Source organism: Curtobacterium sp. Csp1 (assembly GCF_013347185.1).
Genome location: NZ_CP054594.1, coordinates 1,526,655 through 1,551,181, shown reverse-complemented (window position 1 = coordinate 1,551,181; position 24,527 = coordinate 1,526,655). Strand labels below are relative to the sequence as shown.

The following is a 24,527-nucleotide window of genomic DNA, read 5'->3' as shown; positions in this document are numbered from 1 at the left end:
GTTACGCTCGTTTGCGTGTCCATCGACTTCAACAAGATCCTGATCATCGGGATCATCGCGGTGCTGCTCCTCGGTCCGCAGCGCCTGCCGATGTACGCGCAGAAGCTCGCCGAGTTCGTCAAGGCGGTACGCCGCTTCGCGGACACCGCGAAGGACCGCATGCGCGAGGAGATGGGCCCCGAGTTCGACGACGTCGACTGGCAGAAGCTCGACCCCCGGCAGTACGACCCGCGTCGCATCATCCGCGACGCCCTCCTCGACTCCCCGTCCAGCACCGCGAGCGGCATGGCCGCGGTCGAGACCGCGCAGGTCACCGCGTCGAAGGTGCGCGCGACGGCACCGGTGGTGCCGCTCGCCGCGGGCGAGGCGGCACCCTTCGACGCCGAGGCGACCTGACGCCCGTTCCGTGACCCGGTGACGGACGGGAGGCACGGTGCCGGCTGGCACCGTGCCTCCCGTCCGTCGGCGGGTCGCGCCGGGCCGGTCCTTCGAGCCCATCGCAACCGTCCTGGGATGCCGATCCGCGCATTGGAGGGCGGAAGGAACGGCACCCCACGCGCGGATCGGCCCCCGACGCGCAGATCGGCCTCTGAGGCGCGGAACGGTCTCCGACGCGGTCAGTCCTTCGTGGCGACGACCGTGAACGTGGTGGGCAGGCGGTCACGGTCCTCGGCGGGCCAGACCCACGAGCCGTGCCCGTCCTCCTCCATCCGGGGGCTGAAGCGCCAGGGGAGCGTGCGTCCCTCGTCGAGCAGCCGCAGGCGGAGCCCGGCGCCGAGCAGGGCGTTCACGACCTCGGACAGCGGGTGCGGCCAGTCGTACGTGCGGGTGTTCGCGACGGTGCCCTCGCCGGCGTAGGTGCCCGCGTCCTCCCACTGCTGGGCCGTGCCGTCCGGGAAGTACCGGTACCGCGTCACGAGCTCCGGGGCGCCCTCGTCGAGCGCGTACAGCGCCGGGTGCCCGTCACGGATGAAGAACACCCCGCCCGGCCGCAGGAGCGCTGCGACCTGCGCGGCCCAGCGGTCCAGGTCGGCGAGCCAGCAGATCGTCCCGATGCTCGTGTAGACGACGTCGAAGTCGCCGACCACGGCGGCGCGCGCGTCGAGCACGTCGGTCTCCACCCACGTGACGTCGAGGCCGAGCCGCTCCGCGAGCGCGGCGCCGGAGGCGAGTGCCGGGGCCGAGAAGTCCACGCCGGTGACGCGGGCGCCCTCGCGTGCGAGCGAGACGGTGTCGGTGCCGATGTGGCACTGCAGGTGGCAGACGTCCAGCCCGTCGAGCGAGCCGGACGGCAGCCACCTGCTGAGGACCGGCAGGTCGTCGCGCACGACGTCGGAGCGGTGCGCGGGGTCGTCGAGGGCGGCGACGTCGTACGCGCCCTCGTGGATGGGCACCCGGTCGTCCCAGTTCGCGCGGTTGGTGTCGCGGGCGGCGTCCCAGTCGACGGTGACGTGGTCGGTGTTGCTCATGCCCGCCACGCTAGCGAACCGTCCGCCGTCCGCCGTCCGCCGTCGGTCGTCCGCCGTCGGCTGTCCGCCGTCCCCCGCCGGTCGTCCGCCGTCGGTCAGGACAGCGAGAGCCCGAGCTTCCGGCCGGCCAGCCCGCGGCCCATCGTCGTGATCGTCGCCGCGATCTCCTGCAGGGCGACCGCCGCGCGGTCCTCCGGGGCGCCGAGGACGACCGGCAAGCCGGTGTCCCCGCCCTCGCGGAGGGGCACCGACAGCGGCACGCGACCGAGCACCGGTACGGGGACGTCCTGACCGCGCGACAGCCGTGCGGCGGTCTCGTCGCCCCCGCCCTCGCCGAACAGGTGCAGCACGCTGCCGTCCGGCTGGACGAGCCCGGCCATGTTCTCGACGACGCCGATCACCCGCTGCCCGGTCTGGCGCGCCACGACCCCGCTGCGCTCGGCCACGTCGGCCGCGGCCGCCTGGGGTGTGGTCACGACGAGCACCTCGGCGTGGGGGAGCAGCTGCCCGACCGAGATCGCGACGTCCCCGGTTCCCGGCGGCAGGTCGAGCAGGAGCACATCGAGGTCGCCGAACCACACGTCGGTCAGGAACTGCGCGACCGTGCGGTGCAGCATCGGGCCGCGCCACGACACCGCGGTGGAGACGTCGTCGACGAACATCCCGATCGAGACGACCTTCACGTCGTGCGCGACCGGCGGCAGGATCATGCTGTCCACCCGGGTCGGCCGGGGCGCGACGCCGTTCGCGTCCGTCAGGCCCATCAGCCCGGGGACGCTGAACCCGTGCACGTCGACGTCGACGATCCCGACCCGCTGTCCGGCGGCGGCGAGGGCCGCGGCGAGGTTGACGGTCACGGTGGACTTGCCGACGCCGCCCTTGCCGCTGGTCACGGCGATCACCCGGGTCAGCGAGTCCGGCGTGAACTGCACCCCGCGCGGGCGGTCACCGCGGAGCCGTTCGGTGAGCGCGGCCCGGGTCGCCGGACTCATCACGGAGACGTCGACGTCGACGTGCCGCACGCCGTCCACGGATCCGGCGGCGGCACGCACGTCGCGCTCGATCGTGTCGGCGGCCGGGCACCCGACGATCGTGAGCTGCAGGTCGACGCGCACGGTCCCCTCCGGCTGCACGTCGATCCCACGGATCATGTCGAGCTCGGTGACGGGCCGACGGATCTCGGGGTCGAGCACGCGGCCGAGCGCAGCGAGGACCGCTGCGCCCAGACGTCCGTCCGGCTGCTGGGGGTCAGCCACGGGTCCGGGCGCTCCCCGTCTCGTCGTCGAAGGCCTCTGCGGCGTCCCGTCGGTCGAGCTCCTCGAGCAGCGACCGGATCTCGGCGCGGATGAAGTCCTTCGACGCCATCTCCCGCATCGCCAGGCGGAGGGCGACGACCTCGCGGGCGAGGTACTCGGTGTCCGCCAGGTTCCGCTCGGCGCGCTGCCGGTCCTGCTCGAACTGCACCCGGTCGCGGTCGTCCTGCCGGTTCTGCGCGAGCAGGATGAGCGGCGCCGCGTACGACGCCTGCAGGGACAGCACGAGCGTCAGGGCCGTGAATCCGATCGAGGCCGAGTCGAACTGCCAGTTCGCCGGGGCGACCGAGTTGTAGATCATCCAGACGGCACAGAACAGCGTCAGGCCGACGAGGAACCAGGGCGTGCCCATCGCGCGGGCGATGCCCTCGGTCGCACGACCGAAGGTGTCGCCGCGGCCACGGCGGCGGGTCGGGAGCACGCGCGTGCGCATGCCCTTCGGCGAGTCCAGGCGCTCCTGGCGGGAGTCATCCGTTCGGGCCACGAGTGGTCCTCCTTCCCGTGGTCACGGGCGTCTTGCGCGGGCGTTGGCGGAGTCGCGAGGGGGAGTCACCCTCGCCCTGACTTCGCCAGTCGTCCGGCAGGACGTGGTCGAGGACGTCGTCGATCGTCACCACCCCGACCAGACGGTGGGCGTCGTCGACCACGGGGACGGACACGAGGTTGTAGGTCGCCATCACCCGCGTGACCTCGGCGGCGCTCGCGTCGACGCGCACCGGTTCGGTCTGCTGGTCGATGAGCGTGCCGAGACGCTCGTTCGGCGGGTAGCGGAGCATGCGCTGGAAGTGCACGAGCCCGAGGAACCGGCCGGTCGGCGGCTCGTACGGGGGGAGCGTCACGCAGACGCTCGCGCCGAGGGCCGGGGCGAGCTCGTGCCGACGGATGAGCGCGAGGCCCTCGGCCACGGTCGCGTCGGCGGAGACGATCACCGGCTCGGTGGTCATGAGGCCGCCGGCGGTGTCCGGCTCGTACTCCAGGAGCATCCGGACGTCCTGCGCCTCCTCTGGCTCCATGAGCTGCAGCAGGGCCTCGCTCCGGTCGTCGGGGAACTGCGCGAGCACGTCGGCGGCGTCGTCGGGCTGCATCTGGTCGAGGACGTCCGCGGCGCGGGCGTCCTCGAGCCGGGTCAGGATGTCGATGCGCTCCTGGTCGGGCATCTCCTCGAGCACGTCGGCCAGTCGGTCGTCGGGGAGCTCCTCGGCGACCTCGAACCGCCGCTCCTCGGGCAGGTCGAGCAGCGTCGACGCGAGGTCGGCCGGCAGCAGGTCGGAGTACGCGGCGATGACGTGCTCGGCGGACTGGGCCTCGCCGGGGAGCTCGTCCTCGGTGACCTCGTTCCAGGTGGCGAACGTGGTCGGGCCCTTGCCGAACGGCGACGGCGTGGTCTTCGGCTTGCGCAGGAAGAGCTGCGACACCTCCCAGTCGCCCTGCCCGCGGTCCTCGATCGCGACGTCCTCGATCGTGGCGCGGGTGCGCTCCTTCTTGATGAGGACCTTGCGGCCGAGCATCTCGGCGATCACCCGCACCTCGCCGCCGCGCTGCTCGAAGCGACGCATGTTGACGAGCCCGGTCGTGATGACCTGCCCCGCGCCGATCGAGGTGATCCGGCCGATGCTCACGAAGATGCGGCGCTTGCCCGGGACCTCGACGATGAGCCCGACCACATGGGGAGGGTCGACGCGACGGTAGACGACCAGGACGTCCCGGACGCGGCCCACGCGGTCGCCCGCGGGGTCGAAGACGGAGCACCCGGCGAGGCGGGCGACGAAGACCTTCGTGGCGCTCACCCGTCCAGCGTAGTCGCTCGGCTCCCCGCCGACCGGGCGGCGGGTCGGCCGCGCCTGAGCGGGTGCAGATGTGCGGGCCGCCCGAGCGGTGCCCCGTCGCGCGCTGGCGGCCGGGGATCTCCCGGGAGGCGTACGTGCGATCGCAAGGTGTCCGGTGGATGATGGCTGGGTGAGCAACCAGAGCCCGTTCGCCGGACGCACCGCCCAGGCCTTCCCCACGCTCCCGCGTGGCGACGTCCTCGGGACCTACGACAGCTACCCCGACGCACAGCGCGTCGTGGCGAAGCTCGCCGAGGCCGACTTCCCGGTCGCGAAGATCGCGATCGTGGGCAACGACCTCAAGACCGTCGAACGCGTCACCGGCAAGATGACGTACGGCCGCGCCGCCGTCGCCGGTGCGCTGTCCGGTCTCTGGCTCGGCATCTTCTTCGGCATCGTCCTGACGCTGTTCTCGCCGAGCGCCGGTGGCCTGATCATCGCCGCCGCGATCATCGGTGCGGCGTTCGGCATGCTCTACGGCATCGTGTCGTTCGCGATCACGAAGCGGCAGCGCGACTTCACGAGCGTGCACCAGGTGCTCGCCACGAACTACCAGATCGTCGTCGACCCGCAGCTGACCGGTCAGGCACAGCGGATCCTCGGCCAGCACGGGCAGGCCTCGTCGACGCACTGGAACGACGCTCCGCAGCCGGGGGCGCCCGGCACGCAGGCGCGGCCCTTCCAGGGCCAGCAGCCGTGGCGTCCGGGTCCGTCCCAGGGGTCGCCCTACGGCGGCCACGCCACACCGCACCAGACTGGAGGCGCGCAGCAGCCGGGTGCGTCGACTCCCGCTCCGCAGACGGGCGCGCCGCGTTACGGCACGAACGACGGTCCCCGCTACGGCGAGACGCCGGAGACCGCGCAGCAGCGCCCGCCGGCCGTCGACCCGCGGGTGCCGAACGCGCGTCCGGACGAGCCGCCGCAGTACGGCGAGCGGGTGTCCGGCCAGACGCCGACCGTCCCGGCCCAGCCGGACGCGCCGCGTTCTGCTCCCGGGCAGGACGAGGCTCAGCAGCGCGACGCAGATCGGCGCGACGACCGGGCCTGAGCCGCTCCCCGGCCGTCGGTCCTACAGGACCTTCGAGTAGCAGATCGACCGCGCGGCACCGACGTACGGACCGAAGTTCGCGATCCGGGTGAAGCCCTCGCGCTCGTAGAACCCGATCGCGCGCTTCTGCTCGTCGCCGGTCTCGAGCACGAGCGCCGGGGACCCGAGGTCGATCGCGGCCTCTTCGAGCCGGCGGAGGATCGCCGACGAGACGCCCGCGCCCCGGGACTCCGGACGCACGTACATGCGCTTGATCTCGGTGATGCCGTCCTGCACGATCCGCAGGCCGCCGCAGCCGAGCGGGGTGCCGTCGGCGTCCCGCGCGAGGAAGAACACCGCGATCGAGTCCGCCGTCGGCTTCTCGCCCGGCTCGGTGTCGCCGCCGTACGCCCGGTCGATCTCCAGACGCTGCGCGGCCCGCAGGCGCTGGGCGTCGGGGGAGTCGAAGTGCTCGACGTCGATCGCGAGCTGGTCCGTCGTCGGGACGGTCTGCTGCGCCGGCGTGGTCTGCGACGGCGTGGTCTGCGACGGCGTCGACGTGGTCTGCGACGGCGTGGTCGGGGGCGTGGTCACCCGCTCAGGCTAGCGGCCGGAGCGGGCGATCCACCCCTCCACTTCCGAGGGGGTCCGGGGGATGCCGACGGACAGGTTCTCGGCGCCGTCCTCGGTCACCAGGACGTCGTCCTCGATGCGGACGCCGATGCCGCGGAACTCCTCCGGGACGGTCAGGTCGTCCTGCTGGAAGTACAGGCCGGGCTCGATCGTGAACACCATGCCGGCCTGGACGGTGCCGTCCAGGTACATCTCGCGGCGGGCCTTCGCGCAGTCGTGCACGTCCAGGCCGAGGTGGTGGCTCGTGCCGTGCACCATGTAGCGGCGGTGGAACTGGTTGTCGGGCTGCAGCGACTCCTCCGCGGTACCAGGCAGGAAGCCCCATTCGGCGGTCTTCCGCGCGATGACCTCCATGGCCGTGGCGTGCACCTCGCGGAAGGTGATGCCGGGCTTGACGATCGCGAACGCGGCGTCCGCGGCTTCGAGCACGGCCTCGTAGACCATCCGCTGCACGTCGGTGAAGGTCCCGGAGACCGGGAGGGTGCGGGTGATGTCGGCCGTGTAGAACGAGTCGACCTCGACCCCGGCGTCGATGAGGATCAGGTCGCCCGGCTGCACGGCGCCGTCGTTGCGCGTCCAGTGCAGGATGCAGGCGTGGTGCCCGGACGCGGCGATCGTGTCGTAGCCGACCGTGTTGCCGTCGGCGCGGGCGCGGCGGTTGAACGTGCCCTCGACGATGCGCTCGCCGCGGGGGTGCTCGAGCACGGCGTCGAAGTCACCGATGACGTCGTCGAAGCCGGACTTCGTGGCCTGCACGGCCTTCCGGAGCTCCCGGACCTCGTACGCGTCCTTCACGAGGCGGAGCTCGGACAGGTCGCGGGACAGCACATCGTCGGTGGTGGGGGCGGCGTCGGTCTCCGGGGCGCCGCCGACCGCGGTGCCGAGCCGGGCGTCGAGCGACCGGGTGAGCTCGTCGTCCGCGTCGCGCACGACGAGGACCGAGGCGTCGAGGTCCTGCGCGACGGCGTCGAACGCACCGAGGTCGGCCGTCGCGATGCCGAGGTCCGCCGCGACCTCGTCGAGGGACGGACGCGGGCCGACCCAGAACTCGCCGATCTCCGGGTTCGCGTAGAACTCCTCGGAGTCGCGGCCGGCCGTCGCGCGGAAGTACAGCGTGGCGTCGTGCCCGGGGCCGTTCGGCGTCAGCACGAGGACGGAGCCGACGACGGTGTCGGTGCCCCAACCGGTCAGGTGCGCGAAGGTCGAGTGCGGGCGGAACGGGTAGTCGCAGTCGTTCGACCGCACCTTCGCCTGGCCTGCGGGGACCACGATCGTGCGGCCGGGGTGCAGCTCGGAGATCCGGGCTCGACGCTCGGCGGCGAACGCGGCCTGCTCGCGCGGCTCCGGGAGCGGGCGCTCCCGGTCGGCCCACTGCGACGCGATGTGGTCCTTGAACGTCGAGGACCCGGGGGTCGTGGAACGGTTGCTCGTCGCGCGGGGAGTCGTGTCGGCCATGCGTCCCATCATCGCACCGACCCCGCGGCCGCACCGACCCGGTCCGCCGACGACCTGGGTCCGCGGCCTGAACGGCCGTTCACGTGTCGGTACGATGAACGGGTGCCCGATCCGTTCATCGACCTGCACGCCCACTCGAGCGTGTCCGACGGCACCGAGCGGCCGGCGGAGCTCGTCGCCGCAGCCGCCGCGGCCGGGCTCGACGGCGTCGCCCTGACGGACCACGACACCACGGCCGGCTGGGACGAGGCGATCGCCGCCGTCGCCGCGCTGCCGATGACCCTGCTGCCCGGGCTCGAGCTGAGCACCCGGGTCGGGTACCGCAGCGTCCACGTGCTCGGGTACCTCGTCGACCCGACCGATCCCGGGCTCGTCGCGGAGACGACCCGCATCCGCGACGGACGGTTCGCCCGCGCCCGCCGCATGGTCGACCGGATCGGCCAGGACCACCCGATCACCTGGGACGACGTGATCGCGCAGTCCACCGACGGCGCAACGATCGGCCGCCCGCACATCGCGGACGCGCTCGTCGCCGCGGGGCTCGAGTCCGACCGGAGCGCGGCCTTCCGCGGCATCCTGCACCCGGCGTCCGGGTACTACGAACCGCACGACGCACCGTCGCCGTTGCACGGGGTCGCGCTCATCCGCGCCGCCGGCGGTGTGCCCGTGATCGCACACCCGGCGGCGTCCTCCCGCGGGATCGTGATCGACGAGCCGATGCTCCGGGAGCTCGTCGACGCCGGGCTCGGCGGCCTCGAGGTCGACCACCGCGAGAACCAGTCCCACGGCAAGCGCACCCTGCTCGACTGGGCAGCCCGCCACGACCTGTTCGTCACCGGGTCGAGCGACTACCACGGCACCGGCAAGCCGAACCGCCTCGGCGAGCACCGCACGGCCCGCGTCGCGTTCGACGCGATCGTGTCCCAGGCGACCGGCAGCGCGCCGGTGCACGGGCCGGGCTCCCGCCTGGCCTGAGTCCGCTCGCCTGCCGCTCTGCCTCGCGGGGTGGCACCCGCCCCGTCGATGGATCAGTCGTCGTCGGGTCCGCGCGCGCCGCCCGACCGTTCCTGCTCCGTCGTGGGCCGGAAGGTAGGCGGGGACGACGAAGGCCCCGTCGCGTCAGCGACGGGGCCTTGCGGACGGGAGGCGCTACTCGCCCTCGCCGGCTGCCTGCGGTGCCGAGGCGGTCGCCTCGGACCCGGCGCCGCCACTGCGGCGACGGCGACGGCGACGACGCTTCGCGGCGCCGTCGGTCGAGGTGCCATCGCCGGCGGACTGCGACGCCTCGGTGGTCGGTGCCGGTGCGGCCGAGGACCGTGCATCCGAGGACGTGGCGCGCGGGGCGGACTGCTGCGTGCCTCCAGTCCGGGTGCGGGACCGCGAACGCGAGCCGCTGCGCTCACCTGCGGGCTTGTCGGAGCGGCGCTGCTCACCGGAACCGGCAGCGGCGGCGTGCGACGACGCACCGGGGAGGCGACCCTTCGTGCCGGCCGGGATGTCCAGGTCGGTGAACAGGTGCGGGGACGACGAGTAGGTCTCGACCGGCTCGGGGATGCCGAACTCGAGCGCCTTGTCGATGAGCGTCCACTTGTGCAGGTCGTCCCAGTCGACGAACGTGACCGCGATGCCGGTCTTGCCGGCACGGCCGGTGCGCCCGGCGCGGTGCAGGTACGTGTCCGGGTCGTCCGGGATCGTGTGGTTGATGACGTGCGTGACGTCGTCGACGTCGATGCCGCGGGCGGCGACGTCCGTCGCGATGAGCACGTCGCGCTTGCCGGCCTTGAAGGCGGCCATCGCGCGCTCGCGCTGTTCCTGGTTGAGGTCACCGTGCACGGCGGCGGCGTTGAAGCCGCGGTCCTTCAGTTCCTCGACGAGCTTCGCGGCGGCGCGCTTCGTGCGCGTGAAGATGACGGTCTTGCCGCGACCCTCGGCCTGCAGGATGCGGGCGATGACCTCGTCCTTGTCGAGCGAGTGCGCGCGGTAGATGACGTGCTTGATGTTCGCCTGCGTCAGGCCCTCGTCCGGGTCCGTCGCGCGGATGTGCACCGGGCGGGACATGAAGCGGCGGGCGAGCGCGACGATCGGCGCCGGCATGGTCGCCGAGAACAGCATCGTGTGACGCACGGCGGGGACGGCCTGGAAGATCCGCTCGATGTCCGACAGGAAGCCGAGGTCGAGCATGCGGTCGGCTTCGTCGAGGACGACCTCCTGCACGTGGGAGAGGTCGAGCAGGCGTTGGCGCTGCAGGTCGATCAGTCGCCCCGGGGTGCCGACGACGATCTGGGCGCCGGCCTTGAGCTGCTCGATCTGGCCCTCGTACGCCTTGCCGCCGTAGATCGAGACGATCGTGGTCGGGCGGTTCGAGGTGGCGAGCTCGAGGTCCTCGGTCACCTGCACCGCGAGTTCACGCGTGGGGACGACGACGAGCGCCTTGACGCCGGGCTCGGGGTCGGCCCCGAGGCGCTGGATGAGGGGGAGGCCGAAGCCGAAGGTCTTGCCGGTACCGGTCTTGGCCTGGCCGATGATGTCCTGGCCGGTGAGGGCGAGCGGGATCGTCTGCTGCTGGATCGGGAAGGGCTCGCTGATGCCCTTCGTCGCGAGCGCGTCGACGATGTCCTGCTCGATGGAGAGGTCTGCGAAAGTCAATGGATCACCTTGGTCCTGGTGGGAGTCCCGGCCAGTCTACCGGCGAGGTCGGCCCGCCCCGGTCCACGGGCGTCCGGAGCAGGCCGGGCCGGCCCGTATGCTGTGTCCGTGGTGTCGTGGTGGAACCGGAAGCGCGCTGCGCAGCTCGCCGCCGCGTGGCTCGCGTCGCGCAACCCGCGCGGCGCCTCGCCAGTCGAGCGGCTGCAGCTCGACGACGTCAGCCCCGAGCTCGACGTCTTCCTCGGGCAGGCCGCGTACCTGCAGCTCTCGCTGTACGAGACGATGGGCCGTGCCGGTGCCGCTGCGCCGACGATGTCCGGTCGCCTGGTGACCGGCGTGCTCGCCACGGCCGCCCTGGACCGGCACCGTACCCTCGTCGCCGAGATCGAGCGGTCCGGCGGTGACCCGGCTGCCCTGATGGAGCCGCACCGCGCCGCGATCGACCGCTTCCTGCTCCGCACGAGCGGCGCGGACTGGTACGAGTCGATGCTCACCGGGTACGTGACCGCGGGCATCCTCAACGACCTGTTCAGCAGCCTGCTCCGCTCCCTGCCCCTGGACGTGCGGCAGCGCCTGCGCTCCGTGTACGACGGGCGTGAGGAGCGCGCGGTCGTCGACGAGCTCGCGGCGCACATCGAGCAGGACCCGCGCGTCGGCTCGCGGCTCGCGATGTGGGGGCGTCGTCTGGTCGGCGACACGCTGCTCGTGGCTCGGTCGGCACTCGCGTCGCACGCCCGGCAGGACCAGGCCCGGCTCGAGCCGGTGTGGACCGAGCTCATCGCGGCGCACACACGCCGGATGGACGCGCTCGGGCTGACGGCCTAGTCGTCGGCCACCGCCGGCCTGGTCGGCCGCTGCGTCGGCGCGTTCAGGCCTTGGCGTGCTCGAAGTACGTGTCGTCGGCTGCGGAGCGGCGCCGGCCGAGCACCCACTCGGCCACGACGGCCACGAGCAGCGCACCGACGAGCGCGACGACCCAGATCCAGGTGCCGTCGTAGCGCCAGCCGGCCCAGGTCAGGGCTTCCCAGACGACCGCGGCCACGACGCCGCCGACGACCGGGCCGAGCAGCACGCCGCGCGTCGACCGCCACGGCACCACGACGTGCGCGACGGCCCCGAGGATGAGGCCGCCGAGCACGGCGAAGAGCAGCTCCACGTCAGGCGACGAAGCCGATGCGGCGCGACTCCTCGGCGCCGACCTCGACGTAGGCCAGCGAGGCGACCGGCACGATGAAGCGACGGCCCTTCTCGTCCTTCAGCGACAGGTGGGTCGACTGCGACTCCAGGGCCTGTGCGACGGCCTGCTCGATCTCCTCGGCGGTCTGGGCGGTCTCGAACGCGATCTCGCGCGGGCTGTTGATGATGCCGATCTTGATGTCCACGTGCTCAGCGTACCCATGCGTCCCCCGGCCGGATCGACCGTTCGCCGCGGGCGCACGCGTTGGCGCGGGACCGTGGCTGTCGGCCGTGCTCGGTAGCGTGTGGCCGTGCCCCGGACCCTGCTGACGACCACGCCCGACGACACCGACGTCGTCCGGCCGCTCGGGGCGGACCCGGCGCAGGACGCCGTCCTCGCGCTGCCGGACGGGGCCCACGCCGCGGTCCTCGGTGCGCCGGGGACCGGGAAGACCACGACGCTCGCCCGACTCGTCGCCCGGCGCATGAACCGGTCGGACGCGGTCTCGTCGGACGGCCACGCCACGGTCGTCGCACTGACGTCGGCGCGCACCGCCGCCACGGCCCTGCGGGACCGACTGGCCGCCACGGTCGACCGGGTGGTCCCCGGTGCCCTCGCGCGCACGGTGAACTCGCTCGCCTTCCAGGTCGTCGCGCACGCGGCCGCCGCCCAGGGTCAGGACGCGCCGACGCTCCTGACCGGTGGCGAGCAGGACCGGATCATCGGTGACCTGCTCGCCGGGCACGACGCTGACGGCACCGGGCCCGCGTGGCCGGAGCCGATCACCGCGGTCGTCCGCGAGCGCGCCGGGTTCCGGACGGCGCTCCGGGACGTCATGATGCGTGCGGTGGCGGCCGGCATCGAGCCCGAGGACATGCGGGAGCTCGGGGACGAGGCAGGACGACCCGAGTGGCGTGCGGTCGGGGACTTCGTCGACGAGTACCGCGCGGCGCTCACCGCGTTCCGCTCGACCTCGCTCGACGCGGCGGAGCTCGTCGCGTACGCCACCGCCGCGGTGCTCCGCGGGCAGGTCCCACCGAGCGTCGCGGCACTGCGGCTCGTGGTGGTGGACGACACCCAGGAGCTGGTCGAGGGCGAGGTCGCACTGCTCGGCGCGCTCGCCCGGTCCGGCACGCAGGTCGTCGCGTTCGGCGACCCGGACATCGCGTCCTCGGCGTTCCGCGGAGCCGAACCGGACGTGCTCGGTCGGCTCGCGGTGCGCCTCGGTGTGCCGCGGGTCGAGGAGATCGTCCTCGGGACCGTGCACCGGCACCCGGCTCCGATCCGCGAGCTCGTCGGCGCCGTGACGGGCCGCATCGGCGCCGCGGCGGCCGGTCGCCAGCGGACGGCCGCCGCGTCGACCACCGACGCCCGCTCCGACGCGGTGCTGCACCTCGAGGCGGGCAGCCGGTCGGCGCTCGTCGTCGCCGTGGCCCGACGCCTCCGTGAACACCGCCTGCTCGACGGGGTGCCGTGGCACCGGATGGCCGTCGTCACCCGCAGCGGTGCGGCGATCCCCGAGCTCGTCCGTGCGCTCTCCGTCGCCGAGGTCCCCGCCACCGCCGGTGCCGCTCCGGTCCGACCCCGCGACGACTCCGCCGCACGTGCGCTCCTCGACGCTGCCGCGGTGTCGCTCGACGTCCTGCCGCTCGACGCCGACCTGGCCACCGCGTTCGCCACGGGACCGCTCGGCGGACTCGACACCCTCGCGATGCGCCGACTCCGACTCGCCCTGCGCCGCGAGGAACTCGCCGGTGGCGGGACCCGGACGGCGGACGAGCTCCTCGTCGAGGCGCTCGGGGCGCCGGAACGGCTCGCGACCGTCGACGCCGGGTTCGCCCGTCGCGCCACCCGTCTGGCCCGCAGCCTGGTGCAGGCGCGTGCCGACGCGGACGGCGGGGCGAGCATCGAGGAGATCCTCTGGGGACTGTGGGAGCGCAGCGGGCTGGCCGGGGTCTGGGGAGGACAGTCGGCGGCGGGCGGTGTCGGTGCGGCCGAGGCCGACCGGCACCTGGATGCCGTGGTCGGGCTCTTCACCGCCGCGAAACGCTTCGTCGAGCGGACGCCGGACGCTCCGGCACGCGTCTTCGTCGACGACCTGCTCGGGGCGGACCTGCCCGAGGACTCGATCGGACCCGACCGGACCGCTGGGCGGGTCCGCGTGCTGACCCCGTCCGCAACGATCGGGCTCGAGTGCGACGTCGTGGTGGTCCTCGGGCTGCAGGACGGCGTCTGGCCGAACACCCGCGTCCGGGGCAGCCTGCTCGACCCGGACGGGCTCGTGCGCGCCGCGAACGGGATCGCCCACGGTCCCGTCGACGACCGTGCCGCCGTGGTCGCCGACGAGCTGCGGCTCTTCGCCCGTGCGGTGTCCCGCGCCACCACCCAGGTCGTCGTCGGCACGGTCGCGAACGACGACGAGGCGCCGTCGCCCTTCGTCCGGCTCGTCCCGGTGCCGCCCGACCGCCAGCCCGCCGCGCACCCGCTCTCGCTCCGCGGGCTCGCCGGGTCGCTGCGGCGCCGGGTCGTGACGACCGGCGACCCCGAGGCGGCGTCGGCCCTCGCCCGGCTCGCCGAGGCCGAGGTGCCGGGCGCCTCGCCGGACGACTGGTACGGGCTCGCCGAGCCCACGACCGACGACCCCCTCGTCGACCTCGACGCCCCGCCGGCACCCCTGCACGAGGGCGGCGAGCCGGTCGCACCGGCGGTCTCCGTGTCGCCGTCGCGGATCGGCACGTTCGAGGAGTGCCCGGTGCACTGGTTCGTGCAGACCTTCGGCGGTGGCGCTCCGAGTCCGGCGATGGGCATCGGCACGATCGTGCACGAGACGATGGAGCACGCGACCGACGTCGACGTCGAGTCCCTGTGGGCACGGGTCGAGGCGCGGTGGGGCGAGCTGACCTTCGAGTCGCCGTGGGTCGCCGACCGCGAGCGGGCCCGGACCCGTCGGATGATCGAGGGCCTCAGCGACTACCTCCGGACCTTCGCCGGGGCGGGGCGTCGACTGCTCGGCGCGGAGACGTCCTTCGCGCTCGAGACCGGCCCGGCGCGGCTGCGGGGGAGCATCGACCGGATCGAGGTCGACCCGGACGGGCGCGTCAGCGTCGTGGACCTGAAGACCGGCCGCTCGATGCCGAGCGAGAAGAACGATATGCCCGCGCACCCGCAGCTCGGCGCGTACCAGCTCGCGGTCGAGGACGGTGCGGTCGAGGGTGTCCCGGCCGGGTCCTCGATGGCCGATGCACGACTCGTGTTCGTGCAGAACCCGCGGAGCGGCTCGGCCTACTCGGAGCGCACGCAGCACGCGTTCGACGACGAGGCGCGTGCGGCGTACCGCGAGCGGCTGCACGAGGTCGCCCGGGGCATGGCGGGTCGGACGTTCCTGGCGCGCGTCGACGATCACTGCGCCAAGGCCCGGACCGGGGTCGAGTGCCGGATCCACGTGGTGGGGGAGGTCACCTGGTGACGACGGACACGAGCGGAACGACGGACACGAGCGACGCCGGGGCGCTCCCCACCGTCGGCGCGCCCCGGACGTCTCAGCACGACGCGGACGCCATCGCCGACGCCCTCGGACGCCCCCGCCCGACCGCCCAGCAGCGCGCCGTCATCGAGTCCCCGCTCGCCCCGGCGCTCGTCGTCGCGGGCGCCGGCAGCGGCAAGACCGAGACGATGGCGTCGCGCGTCGTCTGGCTCCTCGCGAACGGCTTCGTCCGACCGGCCGAGATCCTCGGACTGACCTTCACCCGCAAGGCCGCCGGAGAGCTCTCGGTCCGGATCAACGACCGCATCCGTGCACTCGAGGACGTCGGACTGCTGGACGCCGGCGACGCGTTCGAGGCGCCGACCGTGTCGACCTACAACGCCTTCGCGAACGCGGTGTTCCGCGAGAACGCCCTGCTCGTGGGGCGGGACGGCGAGTCCCAGGTGCTCACGGAGCCGTCCGCCTGGCAGCTCGCGCGCCGGGTCGTCGTGGCCGCCCGGGACGACCGGCTGGCCGGACTCGACCGCGACGTCGACACCGTCACGGCCGCCGTCGTCGCCCTCGCCGGTGCCGTGTCCGAGCACCTGGTCGACCCGGACAGGCTCCGTCGCTTCGCCGTCGACTTCGGCGCCCTGCTCGAGCTGCCGGGCAACAACCGCGGCAACCCGTACAAGGCGGTCACCGACGCGGTGCGTGCCGTCGGGGCCCTCGAGCCACTCGTCGAGCTGGTCGAGGAGTTCCGGCGGCAGAAGGTCGACCGCGGCTTCGTCGAGTTCTCCGACCAGATCGCGCTCGCCCTCGCTGCCGCCGAGTCCGCCCCCCGCGTGGTCGAGGACCTGCGCACCCGGTTCCGCGTCGTCCTGCTCGACGAGTACCAGGACACCTCGGTGGTGCAGACGCGCTTCCTCGCCCGGCTGTTCCGGGGCCACCCGGTGATGGCGGTCGGCGACCCGCACCAGTCGATCTACGGCTTCCGCGGTGCGAGCGCGGCGAACCTCGCGCGCTTCCCGCGGGACTTCGGCGACGGTGACACCGTCCCCGTCACGTTCGCGCTGTCGACGAGCTGGCGGAACCCGGTGGACGTGCTGGCCGGGGCGAACGCCGTCGTCGGGCCGCTGTCCGACGCGTCCGAGGTCGCCGTCGAGCGCCTCGCCCCGCGACCCGGTGCGGACGCGGGCACCGTCGACGTGGCCTTCCCGGAGACCCTGCCGGAGGAAGCCGACGCCGTCGCCCGGTGGTTCGCCGCACGCCGCGCGGCCGACCCCGCCGGCTCGATGGCGCTCCTCCTGCGCTCACGGAAGGACCTGTCCGCGTTCACCGGCGCCCTGGCCGACCACCGCGTCCCGTTCCACGTGCTCGGCACCGGCGGACTCCTCCAGCGGCCGGAGATCGTCGACCTGGTCGCCTGCCTGCGGGTGCTGCACGACCCGGCCGCCGGGAACGACCTCATCCGCCTGCTCGTCGGTGCCCGGTGGCGTGTCGGTGCCGCGGACGTCAAGGAGCTGCACGGTCTCGCGCGCTGGCTGTTCAGCCGCGACCACACCCACCAGCGACTCGACGACGACGTGACGGCGGCCTTCCGGGCGTCGGTCGCGGTGGGCGAGCACGGGTCGATCGTCGACGCCCTGGACTTCGTCGCCACCGCCCCGGACGAGCACGGCGCGCTCGCCGCGATCAGTCCGGTGGGCCGGGCCCGGATGCGCGCGCTCGGGCAGCAGCTCGCCGCACTGCGCGCCCGGGCCGCCGGCGACCTGGTCGACTTCGTCACGCTCGTCGTGCAGGAGATGCAGCTCGACGTCGAGGTCGCGGCGCACGAGCAGGGGAGCGGCGCGTTCCTGGACGCCTTCGTCGACGAGCTCGCCGGCTTCGTGACGACCGACGACCGCGCCCACCTCGGGGCGTTCCTCGGGTGGATCGACGCGGCCGCGCGGCGCGACGACATGGGGCCGCGGTCCGAGGAGCCCGAGGCCGGCACGGTCCAGATCCTGACGATCCACGGCTCGAAGGGTCTGGAGTGGGACGCCGTGGCCGTGCCCCGGCTCGTCGAGGGCGCGCTGCCGGCCCGGCCGCAGGAGGGTTCGTCCGGCTGGCTCGGCTTCGGACGCCTGCCGTACGAGTTCCGCGGCGATGCCGAGGAACTCCCGCGGCTCGACTGGCGGGGACGCGCGTCCCAGAAGGAGGTCGTCGACGCGATCGACGCCTACCGCGAGCAGGTCGCCGCACGCAACGAGGACGAGGAACGCCGGCTCACATACGTCGCTCTCACGCGGGCGCGGCACGACCTGCTCGTGTCCGGCTCGTTCTGGGCCGGTGGCGTCCGGCCGACGGAGCCGAGCCGGTACCTGCGCGACCTGGTCGACGCCGGGGTCGTCGGTGCCGACGCGGTCCCGGACGGCACCGTGCACGCGGAGGACCTGCTCGGCACCGACGGCGCTGTCCAGTCCTGGCCGCACGCCCCGTTCGGTTCCCGGGGGACGCGGGTCGTCGCGGCGGCCGAACGGGTCCGGAACGCCAACCCGGGAGCGGCCGGCCGCTTCGCCGCGGACATCGACCTGCTGCTGGCCGAACGCCAGGCCCAGCGGTCCGCCCGGCACGCGGTCGCGATCCCGCACCGCGTGCCGGCCTCGGGCTTCAAGGACTACCTCGCGCAGCCGGAGCGCGTCGCGGAGCGGCTGCGACGGCCGATGCCCGAGCGGCCGTACCGGGCGACCCGCCTGGGGACGCTCTTCCACCAGTGGGTGGAGCAGCGCGTGGCCCGTGGCGGATCGCTCGAGACGCTCGACGCCTGGGACGGCGAGCTCGACCTCGATCCCGACGAGCTCGGTGCGGCCGACGCGGACGCGGCGGTGACCGACGACGACGCCCGCCGACTCGCCGCGTTCCAGGAGACGTTCTCCCGGTCCCGCTGGGCGGACCGCGTGCCCGTCGAGGTCGAGCGCGAGATCCACATCCCGTTCCTCGGGCACAGCGTCGTCTGCAAGCTCGACGCGGTCTACGAGATCGACGGGCGCGCCGAGGTCGTCGACTGGAAGACGGGGAAGGCGCCGTCCGGCGCCGACGACCTCGCGGCACGGCAGCTGCAGCTCGCGCTGTACCGCGTCGCCTACGCCGAGTTCACCGGGCGGCCGGTCGACGAGGTCGATGCCGTCTTCTACTTCGTCGCGGACGACCTCGAGGTGCGGCCGACCGACCTGCTGGACCGGGACGGGCTCGAGCGCGCCTGGCGCGCGGCCCTCGGCTGATCCGGGCGCGACCCGGTGCGGACTGGAGGATCGTGGCGGCGCCGCCACGCGCCTCCAGTCCGGCAGTCCGTCAGCCCGCAGTCCGCAGCCGGTCGGGCCGTCAGCCGTGTCGGCGCTCGGTGGAGGAGAGCAGCTGCTCGACCTCGCCGATCTCCATCGTGTCCGGCGAGACCGACTGGAGCGGTGCCGCGCTCGGCGTCTGCACCGCGTCGACCAGGCGGTGCATCATCGCGACGGCGTCGTCGACGACCTCGGTGCTCTTCGCCTGGACCCCGTGCAGCAGCCACTGCGCGGTCTCGAGCTCGTGGTACACCCGAGCGCGCTGTGCGAGCTGGCGGTCCCGCCCGCCACCCGCTGCCTGGTAGGCGGCGAGCACGGTGTCGAACGTGTCCGCCCGACCGGCGAGCACCCACGCGAGGTCCTTCGCCGGGTCGCCCAGCCGGAGCTCGCCCCAGTCGAGCATGCCCGTGACGGTGTCGCCGTCGACGAGCAGGACACCGGTGCCGAGGGCGCCGTGCACCACGGTCGGCGTGAACTGCCACAGCTGCTGGTCGCGGGCCGCGCCCTCCCAACGCTCCTTGAGCGCCGCCGGGACGAGCTTGGTCGCGACCGCGCGGTCCATCACGGAGACGGCCGAGCGCAGGACTTCGAACGGGGTGAGCGACGGCAGACCCGCGTCGGTGACGAAGCTCGTGGGCAGCAGGTGCACCGCGGCGACGGCGCGACCGACCGACGCGGCGAGCTCCGGGCGTTGGCCGAGGTCACGGAGCGCGGGGTGGGTCCCGGGCACGTACGACGTGACGATCGCGCGGGTCGAGCCGATCGGAGCCTGGCCGCGGTACTCGGCGACGGCGAAGGGCAGTCGCGTCCGGATGCCGGCGCTGAGCGCGCGGATCGCGACGAGGTCGGCGGACTGACGCGCTTCGGCCCGCTGGTTGCGCGGACGCCGGATCGCGGACAGGGTGCCGTCCGCCTCGCGCAGCACGGCGGACTCGAAGTCACCGGACGCGGCGGAACCGAGCGGACGTGTGCCCGTCACGAGCAGGCCGGACACGGCCGTCGTCGCCAACGCGGCTAGAGTGAACTGGGATCCCGCCATGCCCCTCAGGGTAGGTCCGCGGTCGACGTGCGAGCGTGCGCCACGCTGGCCTGTGGAACCCCGGGGACGCTCCACAGGCTCCCGCCGAGAAGACCACGCCGACCCGAGGAGCCCTCCGCCGTGACCGTCGAGTTCGCCGCCAGACTGCCGCTGTCCCGCAACGAACTCGACCGCGATGCGGAGTTCCGGACCACGCCCGACCTCGACCGCGTCCTGCGCGACGACCCGGCGACCCGCTGGCTGCCCGTGCACCGGGGCGAGCTCCTGCGCGAGACCGACGGCGCGCTGCGGTTCGTGCGGGCCGAGGCGGTGCCCGAGGACGCGGTGACGCTGTACCTGGGGCGGGCCGTCGTGGACGCTCCCGACGCTCCCGCGGGCACACGCTTCGTCGCCGTGCTCGTCGACGACCGGACCGCGACCGCGATCGAGCCGGACGACGACGCCTGGGTCAGCCTGCGCATGTTCGGCACCGAGCTGTCCGCCCGCGACCAGGGTCTCGCGGTCGAGGCGGTGGCGATGGCGAACTGGCACGCGGTGCACGGGTTCTCGCCGCGCACCGGCTCCGCGACCGAGGTCGTCACGGGGGGCTGGGTCCGCCGCGACCCCGAGGGGCACGAGCACTTCCCGCGCACCGACGCCGCGATCATCGTCGGGGTCACGGACGCCGACGACCGGATCCTGCTCGGCTCGAACGCCGCGTGGGACGCCGACCGCTACTCGCTGCTCGCCGGGTTCGTGGAGCCGGGGGAGTCGCTCGAGGACGCCGTCCGCCGCGAGGTCTGGGAGGAGTCCGGTGTCCGGGTCGAGGAGCCCGAGTACCTCGGTTCGCAGCCCTGGCCGTTCCCGGCTTCCCTGATGGTCGGGTTCCGTGCCCGGGCCGTGGACGGTGACCCGTCGACCGCGCGTCCCGACGGTGTCGAGATCCTGGACGTGCGGTGGTTCTCGCGCGACGATGTCCGCGAGCGCGCCGGGGACACCCTGCTGCTGCCGGGGCGGACGTCGATCGCCCGCGCCATCATCGAGGAGTGGTACGGCGAGCCGCTCGACCTGCCGTGAGCGGGTCCCGTCGGTGCGGGGCGGCTCTTCCGTGAGCGGGGCTCCGTCGTGAGCGCCGACCCGCGCGTCGCCGTGGACGGGGTCCGACCGCCGTCACCGGACGAGCTCCTCGCCGCCCTCGACACCGAGCAGCGGACCGTCGCCCGGACGCTCCTCGGCCCGGTCGCCGTCCTCGCGGGTGCCGGCACCGGGAAGACCCGCGCCATCACCCACCGGATCGCCTACGGCGTCGCCACCGGGACGTACTCGCCGAGCCACGTCCTCGCGCTGACCTTCACCACGCGTGCCGCCGGCGAGCTGCGGTCGCGGCTCCGGGCCCTCGGCGCCGGGGCGGTGCAGGCGCGGACGTTCCACGCCGCCGCGATGGCGCAGCTCAGCTACTTCTGGCCGGACACCATCGGCGGGCACGCCCCCCGGATCGTCGAGTCCAAGGGGCGGGTGATCGCGCACGCCGCCGACACCGTCGGCCTGCACGTGGACACCCCGGTGCTCCGCGACCTGGCCGCCGAGGTCGAGTGGCGCAAGGTCCAGATGCTGTCCTACGACGAGTACGAGGCCGCCGCCGCGGACCGTGTGATGCCCCGTGACACGACTCCGCGCCGGGTCGTCGACCTGATGCGCGCCTACGAGCAGCTCAAGGACGACCGCCGCCAGCTGGACTTCGAGGACGTCCTGCTCGCGACGCTCGGCATGGTCGAGTCCGAGCCGCGGGTGGCGTCGTACGTGCGGCAGCAGTACCGGTTCTTCGTCGTCGACGAGTACCAGGACGTCTCGCCCGTGCAGCACGACCTGCTCCGGGCGTGGCTCGGCGGTCGGGACGACGTCTGCGTGGTCGGTGACGCCAGCCAGACGATCTACTCGTTCGCGGGCGCGTCGAGCCGCTACCTGCTCGGCTTCGGCTCCGAGTTCCCACGGGGCTCGATCGTGCGCCTCGAGCGGAACTACCGCTCCACGCCCGAGGTCGTGCAGGCGGCCAACACCCTGATGCGCGGGCAACCGGGTGCCCTGGACCTCGTCGCGCAGACCACCGAGTCCGGACCGGCACCGGGGGTGCTCGCGTGCGTGCACGACGGCGACGAGGCGCAGACCGTGGCCCGCCGCATCGCCGAGACGGTCGCCGCCGGCGCGTCCTTCGGGGACTGCGCCGTGCTCTACCGCGTCGGGGCGCAGGCCGCCGCACTCGAGTCGGCGCTCGGCCGCGCCGGCATCCCGTACCGCGTGCAGGGCGGCACACGGTTCTTCGACCGGCCTGAGGTCAAGCTCGCCGTGCACCACATGCGCGGCGAGGCCGTCCGCCGGACCGACGACGAGCTGACCCGTCGCGTGGGGCTCGTCCTGCAGCTGAGCGGATGGACGCCGACCGCACCGGAGGGCTCCGGAGCCGTGCGCGACCAGTGGGAGGCGCTGCAGGCGATCATGACCCTGGCCGAGGAAGCGCCGGCCGGCACGACCATGCAGCAGTTCACCCAGGACCTGGTCGACCGTGCCGCGACCCACCACGAGCCCGAGCTCGACGCCGTCACCCTGGCGACCCTGCACTCGTCGAAGGGCTTGGAGTGGCCCCACGTCGTCGTGGTCGGCGCCGCCGAGGGGCTGCTGCCGATCTCGCACGCCACGACCGACGACGAGGTCGAGGAAGAACGTCGGCTGTTCTACGTCGGTCTGACCCGTGCGCGCCGGTCCGTCACGGTGACGTGGTCCCGGCAGGGCTCCACGCGTGCCGGAGCCCGGGCGCCGAGTCGGTTCCTGGCAGCGCTCGACACGCGCAGCGAGGGTGCGGCGCCACCGGCTGCACGCTGACCGACAGGTCGTCCCGGTCGAACACCACCTGGTCCGCCCGGGGGTGCTGCGTCGTCGACGGTAGGCGCTGCACGAGCATCCGCGTCGCCGCCGCGGCCACCGCCGCCGTGCGCCAGGGGGAGAGCGGCGCTGCCGGACGCCCCCAGACCTGTGCGGCCACGGCTGCCCAGGCCGGGTCGGCGTCGACGCGGGCGTACTCGACGCACTGCAGACACGGCCCGGTGCCGGGCACCACGAACGGCCCGAGCCGGACCCGTCCGTCGCCGACCACGAGCGCGAGGTGCGGCGTGCCCCGTCGGGTCCACGCCGCGCGGAGTGCCGGGTCGACGACGTGGTCGGCCACGACCAGGGCCAGCCGGGGCTCCGGCTCGGGGAAGGACACCGGCCCGCCGAGCGGCGCCGTGGTCCGGACGACGGTCACGCCCTCGCCGAGGAGCATCTCCGCGACGGTGTCGGCGAGCGGACCGGCGCCGTGCACCTCGACCCGGGCGAGGGGCTCCGGGAGCACGTCGACGGCAGCGGGCGAGGCCGTCCCGAGCACCCGCGCCGCGACCTCGGGTCGGCAGCCGACCGTCCGGGCGAGCGCGGCCAGGGCGTCACGCGCGGTCTCGCGGCGCAGCGCGCTCAGGAACCGTTCCTCGGCCGTGGTCGGCACGGGGACCACGGCGCGCGGCGGGTCGACCCCGAGCTGGACGGTCGCCGGGTCACGCCAGACGAACTCGAGGGTCGGGTCGATGCGGATGCCCATGCCCCGACGATGACGGACCCGCCACCCCGGTGGGGGCGACGGGTCCGATCTGTGGAGAAGTCGGGGTCAGCGGGACGGGGTGTCCCCGTCGGACGTCGGGGGCTCGTCGACCCCGCCCTGCTCGTCCTCGTGCGGGCGGTCGCCCGTCGAGTCCGCCAGCAGGTCGGCGAGGGCCTTGTCGAACGCGTCGTCCTCGGCCGAGCGACCCGGGTTCCGGAGCCGGAGCACGAACGCCTCCGGGTCGTCCACGTCCTCGGAGGTCGGGACGGCGTCGAAGTGCGCCCAGAGCGCGTCGCGGTCCTCGGCGCCGAGTTCCTCGGTCACGCGCTGCCACAGCGCCGCGGCCTCGCGCAGTCGGCGGGGCCGGAGCTCCAGGCCGACGAGCGTGGCGAACGCGGACTCCGCCGGGCCACCCGAAGCACGACGGCGGCGGACCATCTCGGCGATCGCGCCGGCGCGCGGCAGCCGGACGGTCGCGGCCGCGGTGACGGTGTCGACCCAGCCCTCGACGAGCGCGAGCATGGTCTCGAGCCGGGCGAGCGCCGCCTCCTGCTCGGGAGTGCGCGGCGGGATGAGGGCGCCGGACGCGAGCGCGTCGCGGAGCTGCTCCTGGTTCGTGGGGTCGATCTCGGACGCGAGTTCCTCGACGCGGTCGAACGGGATGTGGATGCCCCGCGCGTAGTCGGTGATCGACGTGATGATGTGCAGCCGGAGCCAGCGGGCCGACCGGAACAGCCGCGCGTGGGCGAGCTCCCGCACCGCGAGGTAGATCCGGACCTCGTCCTCGGGGACGTCCAGGCCCTCGGCGAACTCGGCCACGTTCTGCGGCAGGAGCGCGGCGACCTGCTCGTCGAGGAGCGGCACGCCGACGTCGCCACCGGACACGACCTCCTTCGAGAGCTGCCCGACGACCTGCCCGAGCTGGATCGCGAACAGGGCCCCGCCCACGCCGCGCATGGCCTTCGAGACGTCCCCGAGCATCGCCTTGAGCTGCTCGGGTGCGCGCTGCTCGATGGCCTCGGTCAGGGCGTTCGCGATGCTCAGCGCGACCGGCTCGGCGATCTGCGCCCACACCGGGGTCGTCGCGGTCGCCCACTGCTCGCGCGTGAACGTGCTCGGCGTCGCGGTGAGCTCGGGGACCGAGGTCGCCTCGTCCAGCCACAGGGCCGCGACCTGGAACGCCTGGTCCGTCGCCTGCGCGGTGGCGGGGTCGACGGGGTGCTGGCCGTCGCGGGCGATGGCGGTCGCCCGCTCCGCCGCGACCGTGAAGTCGATGCCGTCGCCGCCGGACTGCGCCGCGCGCTGCAGCTGGCCCATCAGGTTCGCGACGAACGCCGGGTCGTTCGGCAGCCCCGCGGCGCCCGCGAGCTGCGACGGGTCGATCTGTCCCTCTCCGGAGAGCAGCTTGCGCAGCATCTCCTGGAAGTCGTCGTCCGGCCCCGGCTGCGGTTGATCAGGCATGCCGACTACGCTAACCGCTGCTCACGGGCCCGCGCCTGGGATGCTCCCGTGGGGACGCCCGGACCGCTGCGCCCACGGCGAACAGCCCGCC

At 73.9% G+C, this 24,527-nt stretch carries 20 protein-coding genes; 8 read left to right on the top strand and 12 right to left on the bottom strand.

What is annotated here, in order from left to right; translation table 11 throughout:
- Nucleotides 1–15 precede the first annotated feature (15 nt).
- Complete coding sequence (locus HUN58_RS07450; RefSeq protein ID WP_058741480.1) at nt 16–396, top strand: twin-arginine translocase TatA/TatE family subunit; 381 nt, start codon at nt 16–18, stop codon at nt 394–396.
- 221 nt (nt 397–617) lie between these two features.
- Here HUN58_RS07450 and HUN58_RS07445 read toward each other — a convergent pair whose 3' ends face one another.
- The 4 genes from HUN58_RS07445 to HUN58_RS07430 form a co-directional block, all read right to left on the bottom strand.
- Complete coding sequence (locus HUN58_RS07445) at nt 618–1,469, bottom strand: bifunctional 2-polyprenyl-6-hydroxyphenol methylase/3-demethylubiquinol 3-O-methyltransferase UbiG (RefSeq protein ID WP_180225569.1); 852 nt, start codon at nt 1,467–1,469, stop codon at nt 618–620.
- A 95-nt stretch (nt 1,470–1,564) separates the two neighbouring features.
- Nucleotides 1,565–2,725 carry a P-loop NTPase gene (locus HUN58_RS07440; protein WP_180225568.1) on the bottom strand — a complete coding sequence of 387 codons (1,161 nt, stop codon included), beginning with the start codon at nt 2,723–2,725 and terminating at the stop codon, nt 1,565–1,567.
- On the bottom strand, nt 2,718–3,266 hold the full coding sequence (locus HUN58_RS07435) for a DUF1003 domain-containing protein (RefSeq protein ID WP_175326666.1): 549 nt from the start codon (nt 3,264–3,266) through the stop codon (nt 2,718–2,720). The genes HUN58_RS07440 and HUN58_RS07435 overlap by 8 nt, the downstream gene beginning before the upstream one ends.
- Complete coding sequence (locus HUN58_RS07430; RefSeq protein ID WP_058741482.1) at nt 3,250–4,569, bottom strand: CBS domain-containing protein; 1,320 nt, start codon at nt 4,567–4,569, stop codon at nt 3,250–3,252. Before HUN58_RS07430 ends, HUN58_RS07435 begins: the two co-directional genes overlap by 17 nt.
- 169 nt (nt 4,570–4,738) lie before the next feature.
- Between HUN58_RS07430 and HUN58_RS07425 the strand changes: the two genes are divergently transcribed.
- Nucleotides 4,739–5,656 carry a general stress protein gene (locus HUN58_RS07425; protein WP_180225567.1) on the top strand — a complete coding sequence of 306 codons (918 nt, stop codon included), beginning with the start codon at nt 4,739–4,741 and terminating at the stop codon, nt 5,654–5,656.
- Nucleotides 5,657–5,677: 21 nt separating this feature from the next.
- Here HUN58_RS07425 and HUN58_RS07420 read toward each other — a convergent pair whose 3' ends face one another.
- Together HUN58_RS07420 and HUN58_RS07415 are read right to left on the bottom strand one after the other, a co-directional pair.
- Complete coding sequence (locus HUN58_RS07420) at nt 5,678–6,229, bottom strand: GNAT family N-acetyltransferase (protein WP_254631641.1); 552 nt, start codon at nt 6,227–6,229, stop codon at nt 5,678–5,680.
- 9 nt (nt 6,230–6,238) lie between these two features.
- The gene (locus HUN58_RS07415; protein WP_180225566.1) at nt 6,239–7,723 is read right to left on the bottom strand and encodes an aminopeptidase P family protein; all 1,485 of its coding nucleotides are present in this window, start codon (nt 7,721–7,723) and stop codon (nt 6,239–6,241) included.
- A 102-nt stretch (nt 7,724–7,825) separates the two neighbouring features.
- On the opposite strand from HUN58_RS07415, the gene HUN58_RS07410 reads away from it, so the two are divergent.
- The gene (locus tag HUN58_RS07410) at nt 7,826–8,698 is read left to right on the top strand and encodes a PHP domain-containing protein (RefSeq protein WP_114848970.1); all 873 of its coding nucleotides are present in this window, start codon (nt 7,826–7,828) and stop codon (nt 8,696–8,698) included.
- 174 nt (nt 8,699–8,872) lie between these two features.
- Here the strand turns inward: HUN58_RS07410 and HUN58_RS07405 are convergent, their stop codons facing one another.
- A complete protein-coding gene (locus HUN58_RS07405; protein ID WP_114848971.1) occupies nt 8,873–10,369 on the bottom strand; it encodes a DEAD/DEAH box helicase in 1,497 nt (498 codons plus the stop codon).
- 108 nt (nt 10,370–10,477) lie between these two features.
- On the opposite strand from HUN58_RS07405, the gene HUN58_RS07400 reads away from it, so the two are divergent.
- On the top strand, nt 10,478–11,194 hold the full coding sequence (locus HUN58_RS07400; protein ID WP_229666750.1) for a ferritin-like fold-containing protein: 717 nt from the start codon (nt 10,478–10,480) through the stop codon (nt 11,192–11,194).
- 43 nt (nt 11,195–11,237) lie between these two features.
- On the opposite strand, the gene HUN58_RS07395 is transcribed toward HUN58_RS07400, so the two are convergent.
- Together HUN58_RS07395 and HUN58_RS07390 are read right to left on the bottom strand one after the other, a co-directional pair.
- Nucleotides 11,238–11,525 (bottom strand): hypothetical protein, encoded by a 288-nt coding sequence (locus HUN58_RS07395; protein ID WP_114848972.1) that lies wholly within the window; start codon nt 11,523–11,525, stop codon nt 11,238–11,240.
- Between the two features lies 1 nt (nt 11,526).
- A complete protein-coding gene (locus HUN58_RS07390) occupies nt 11,527–11,751 on the bottom strand; it encodes a DUF3107 domain-containing protein (RefSeq protein ID WP_058741489.1) in 225 nt (74 codons plus the stop codon).
- A gap of 105 nt (nt 11,752–11,856) precedes the next feature.
- On the opposite strand from HUN58_RS07390, the gene HUN58_RS07385 reads away from it, so the two are divergent.
- Both HUN58_RS07385 and HUN58_RS07380 read left to right on the top strand, forming a co-directional pair.
- Complete coding sequence (locus HUN58_RS07385) at nt 11,857–15,012, top strand: UrvD/REP family ATP-dependent DNA helicase (protein WP_167510022.1); 3,156 nt, start codon at nt 11,857–11,859, stop codon at nt 15,010–15,012.
- The gene (locus tag HUN58_RS07380) at nt 15,009–18,272 is read left to right on the top strand and encodes an ATP-dependent DNA helicase (protein WP_180225565.1); all 3,264 of its coding nucleotides are present in this window, start codon (nt 15,009–15,011) and stop codon (nt 18,270–18,272) included. The genes HUN58_RS07385 and HUN58_RS07380 overlap by 4 nt, the downstream gene beginning before the upstream one ends.
- Before the next feature lie 100 nt (nt 18,273–18,372).
- Here HUN58_RS07380 and HUN58_RS07375 read toward each other — a convergent pair whose 3' ends face one another.
- Complete coding sequence (locus tag HUN58_RS07375) at nt 18,373–19,371, bottom strand: phosphotransferase (RefSeq protein ID WP_180225564.1); 999 nt, start codon at nt 19,369–19,371, stop codon at nt 18,373–18,375.
- Nucleotides 19,372–19,491: 120 nt separating this feature from the next.
- Between HUN58_RS07375 and nudC the strand changes: the two genes are divergently transcribed.
- Complete coding sequence (gene nudC, locus HUN58_RS07370) at nt 19,492–20,427, top strand: NAD(+) diphosphatase (RefSeq protein ID WP_141860603.1); 936 nt, start codon at nt 19,492–19,494, stop codon at nt 20,425–20,427.
- Nucleotides 20,428–20,475: 48 nt separating this feature from the next.
- Complete coding sequence (locus HUN58_RS07365; RefSeq protein ID WP_114848977.1) at nt 20,476–22,227, top strand: ATP-dependent helicase; 1,752 nt, start codon at nt 20,476–20,478, stop codon at nt 22,225–22,227.
- Here the strand turns inward: HUN58_RS07365 and HUN58_RS07360 are convergent.
- Together HUN58_RS07360 and HUN58_RS07355 are read right to left on the bottom strand one after the other, a co-directional pair.
- Nucleotides 22,112–22,975 (bottom strand): TOMM precursor leader peptide-binding protein, encoded by an 864-nt coding sequence (locus tag HUN58_RS07360; protein ID WP_180225563.1) that lies wholly within the window; start codon nt 22,973–22,975, stop codon nt 22,112–22,114. The two genes, HUN58_RS07365 and HUN58_RS07360, sit on opposite strands and share 116 nt — an antisense overlap.
- A gap of 66 nt (nt 22,976–23,041) precedes the next feature.
- Nucleotides 23,042–24,436 carry a zinc-dependent metalloprotease gene (locus HUN58_RS07355; RefSeq protein WP_180225562.1) on the bottom strand — a complete coding sequence of 465 codons (1,395 nt, stop codon included), beginning with the start codon at nt 24,434–24,436 and terminating at the stop codon, nt 23,042–23,044.
- Between the last annotated feature and the right edge of the window lie 91 nt (nt 24,437–24,527).

What these genes read in the sequence shown, in the direction of transcription:
- HUN58_RS07445 (WP_180225569.1), bottom strand. Translation starts at nt 1,469, where the DNA reads ATGAGCAACACCGACCACGTCACCGTCGACTGGGACGCCGCCCGCGAC.
- HUN58_RS07415 (WP_180225566.1), bottom strand. Translation starts at nt 7,723, where the DNA reads ATGGCCGACACGACTCCCCGCGCGACGAGCAACCGTTCCACGACCCCC.
- HUN58_RS07375 (WP_180225564.1), bottom strand. Translation starts at nt 19,371, where the DNA reads ATGGCGGGATCCCAGTTCACTCTAGCCGCGTTGGCGACGACGGCCGTG.
- HUN58_RS07360 (WP_180225563.1), bottom strand. Translation starts at nt 22,975, where the DNA reads ATGGGCATCCGCATCGACCCGACCCTCGAGTTCGTCTGGCGTGACCCG.
- HUN58_RS07355 (WP_180225562.1), bottom strand. Translation starts at nt 24,436, where the DNA reads ATGCCTGATCAACCGCAGCCGGGGCCGGACGACGACTTCCAGGAGATG.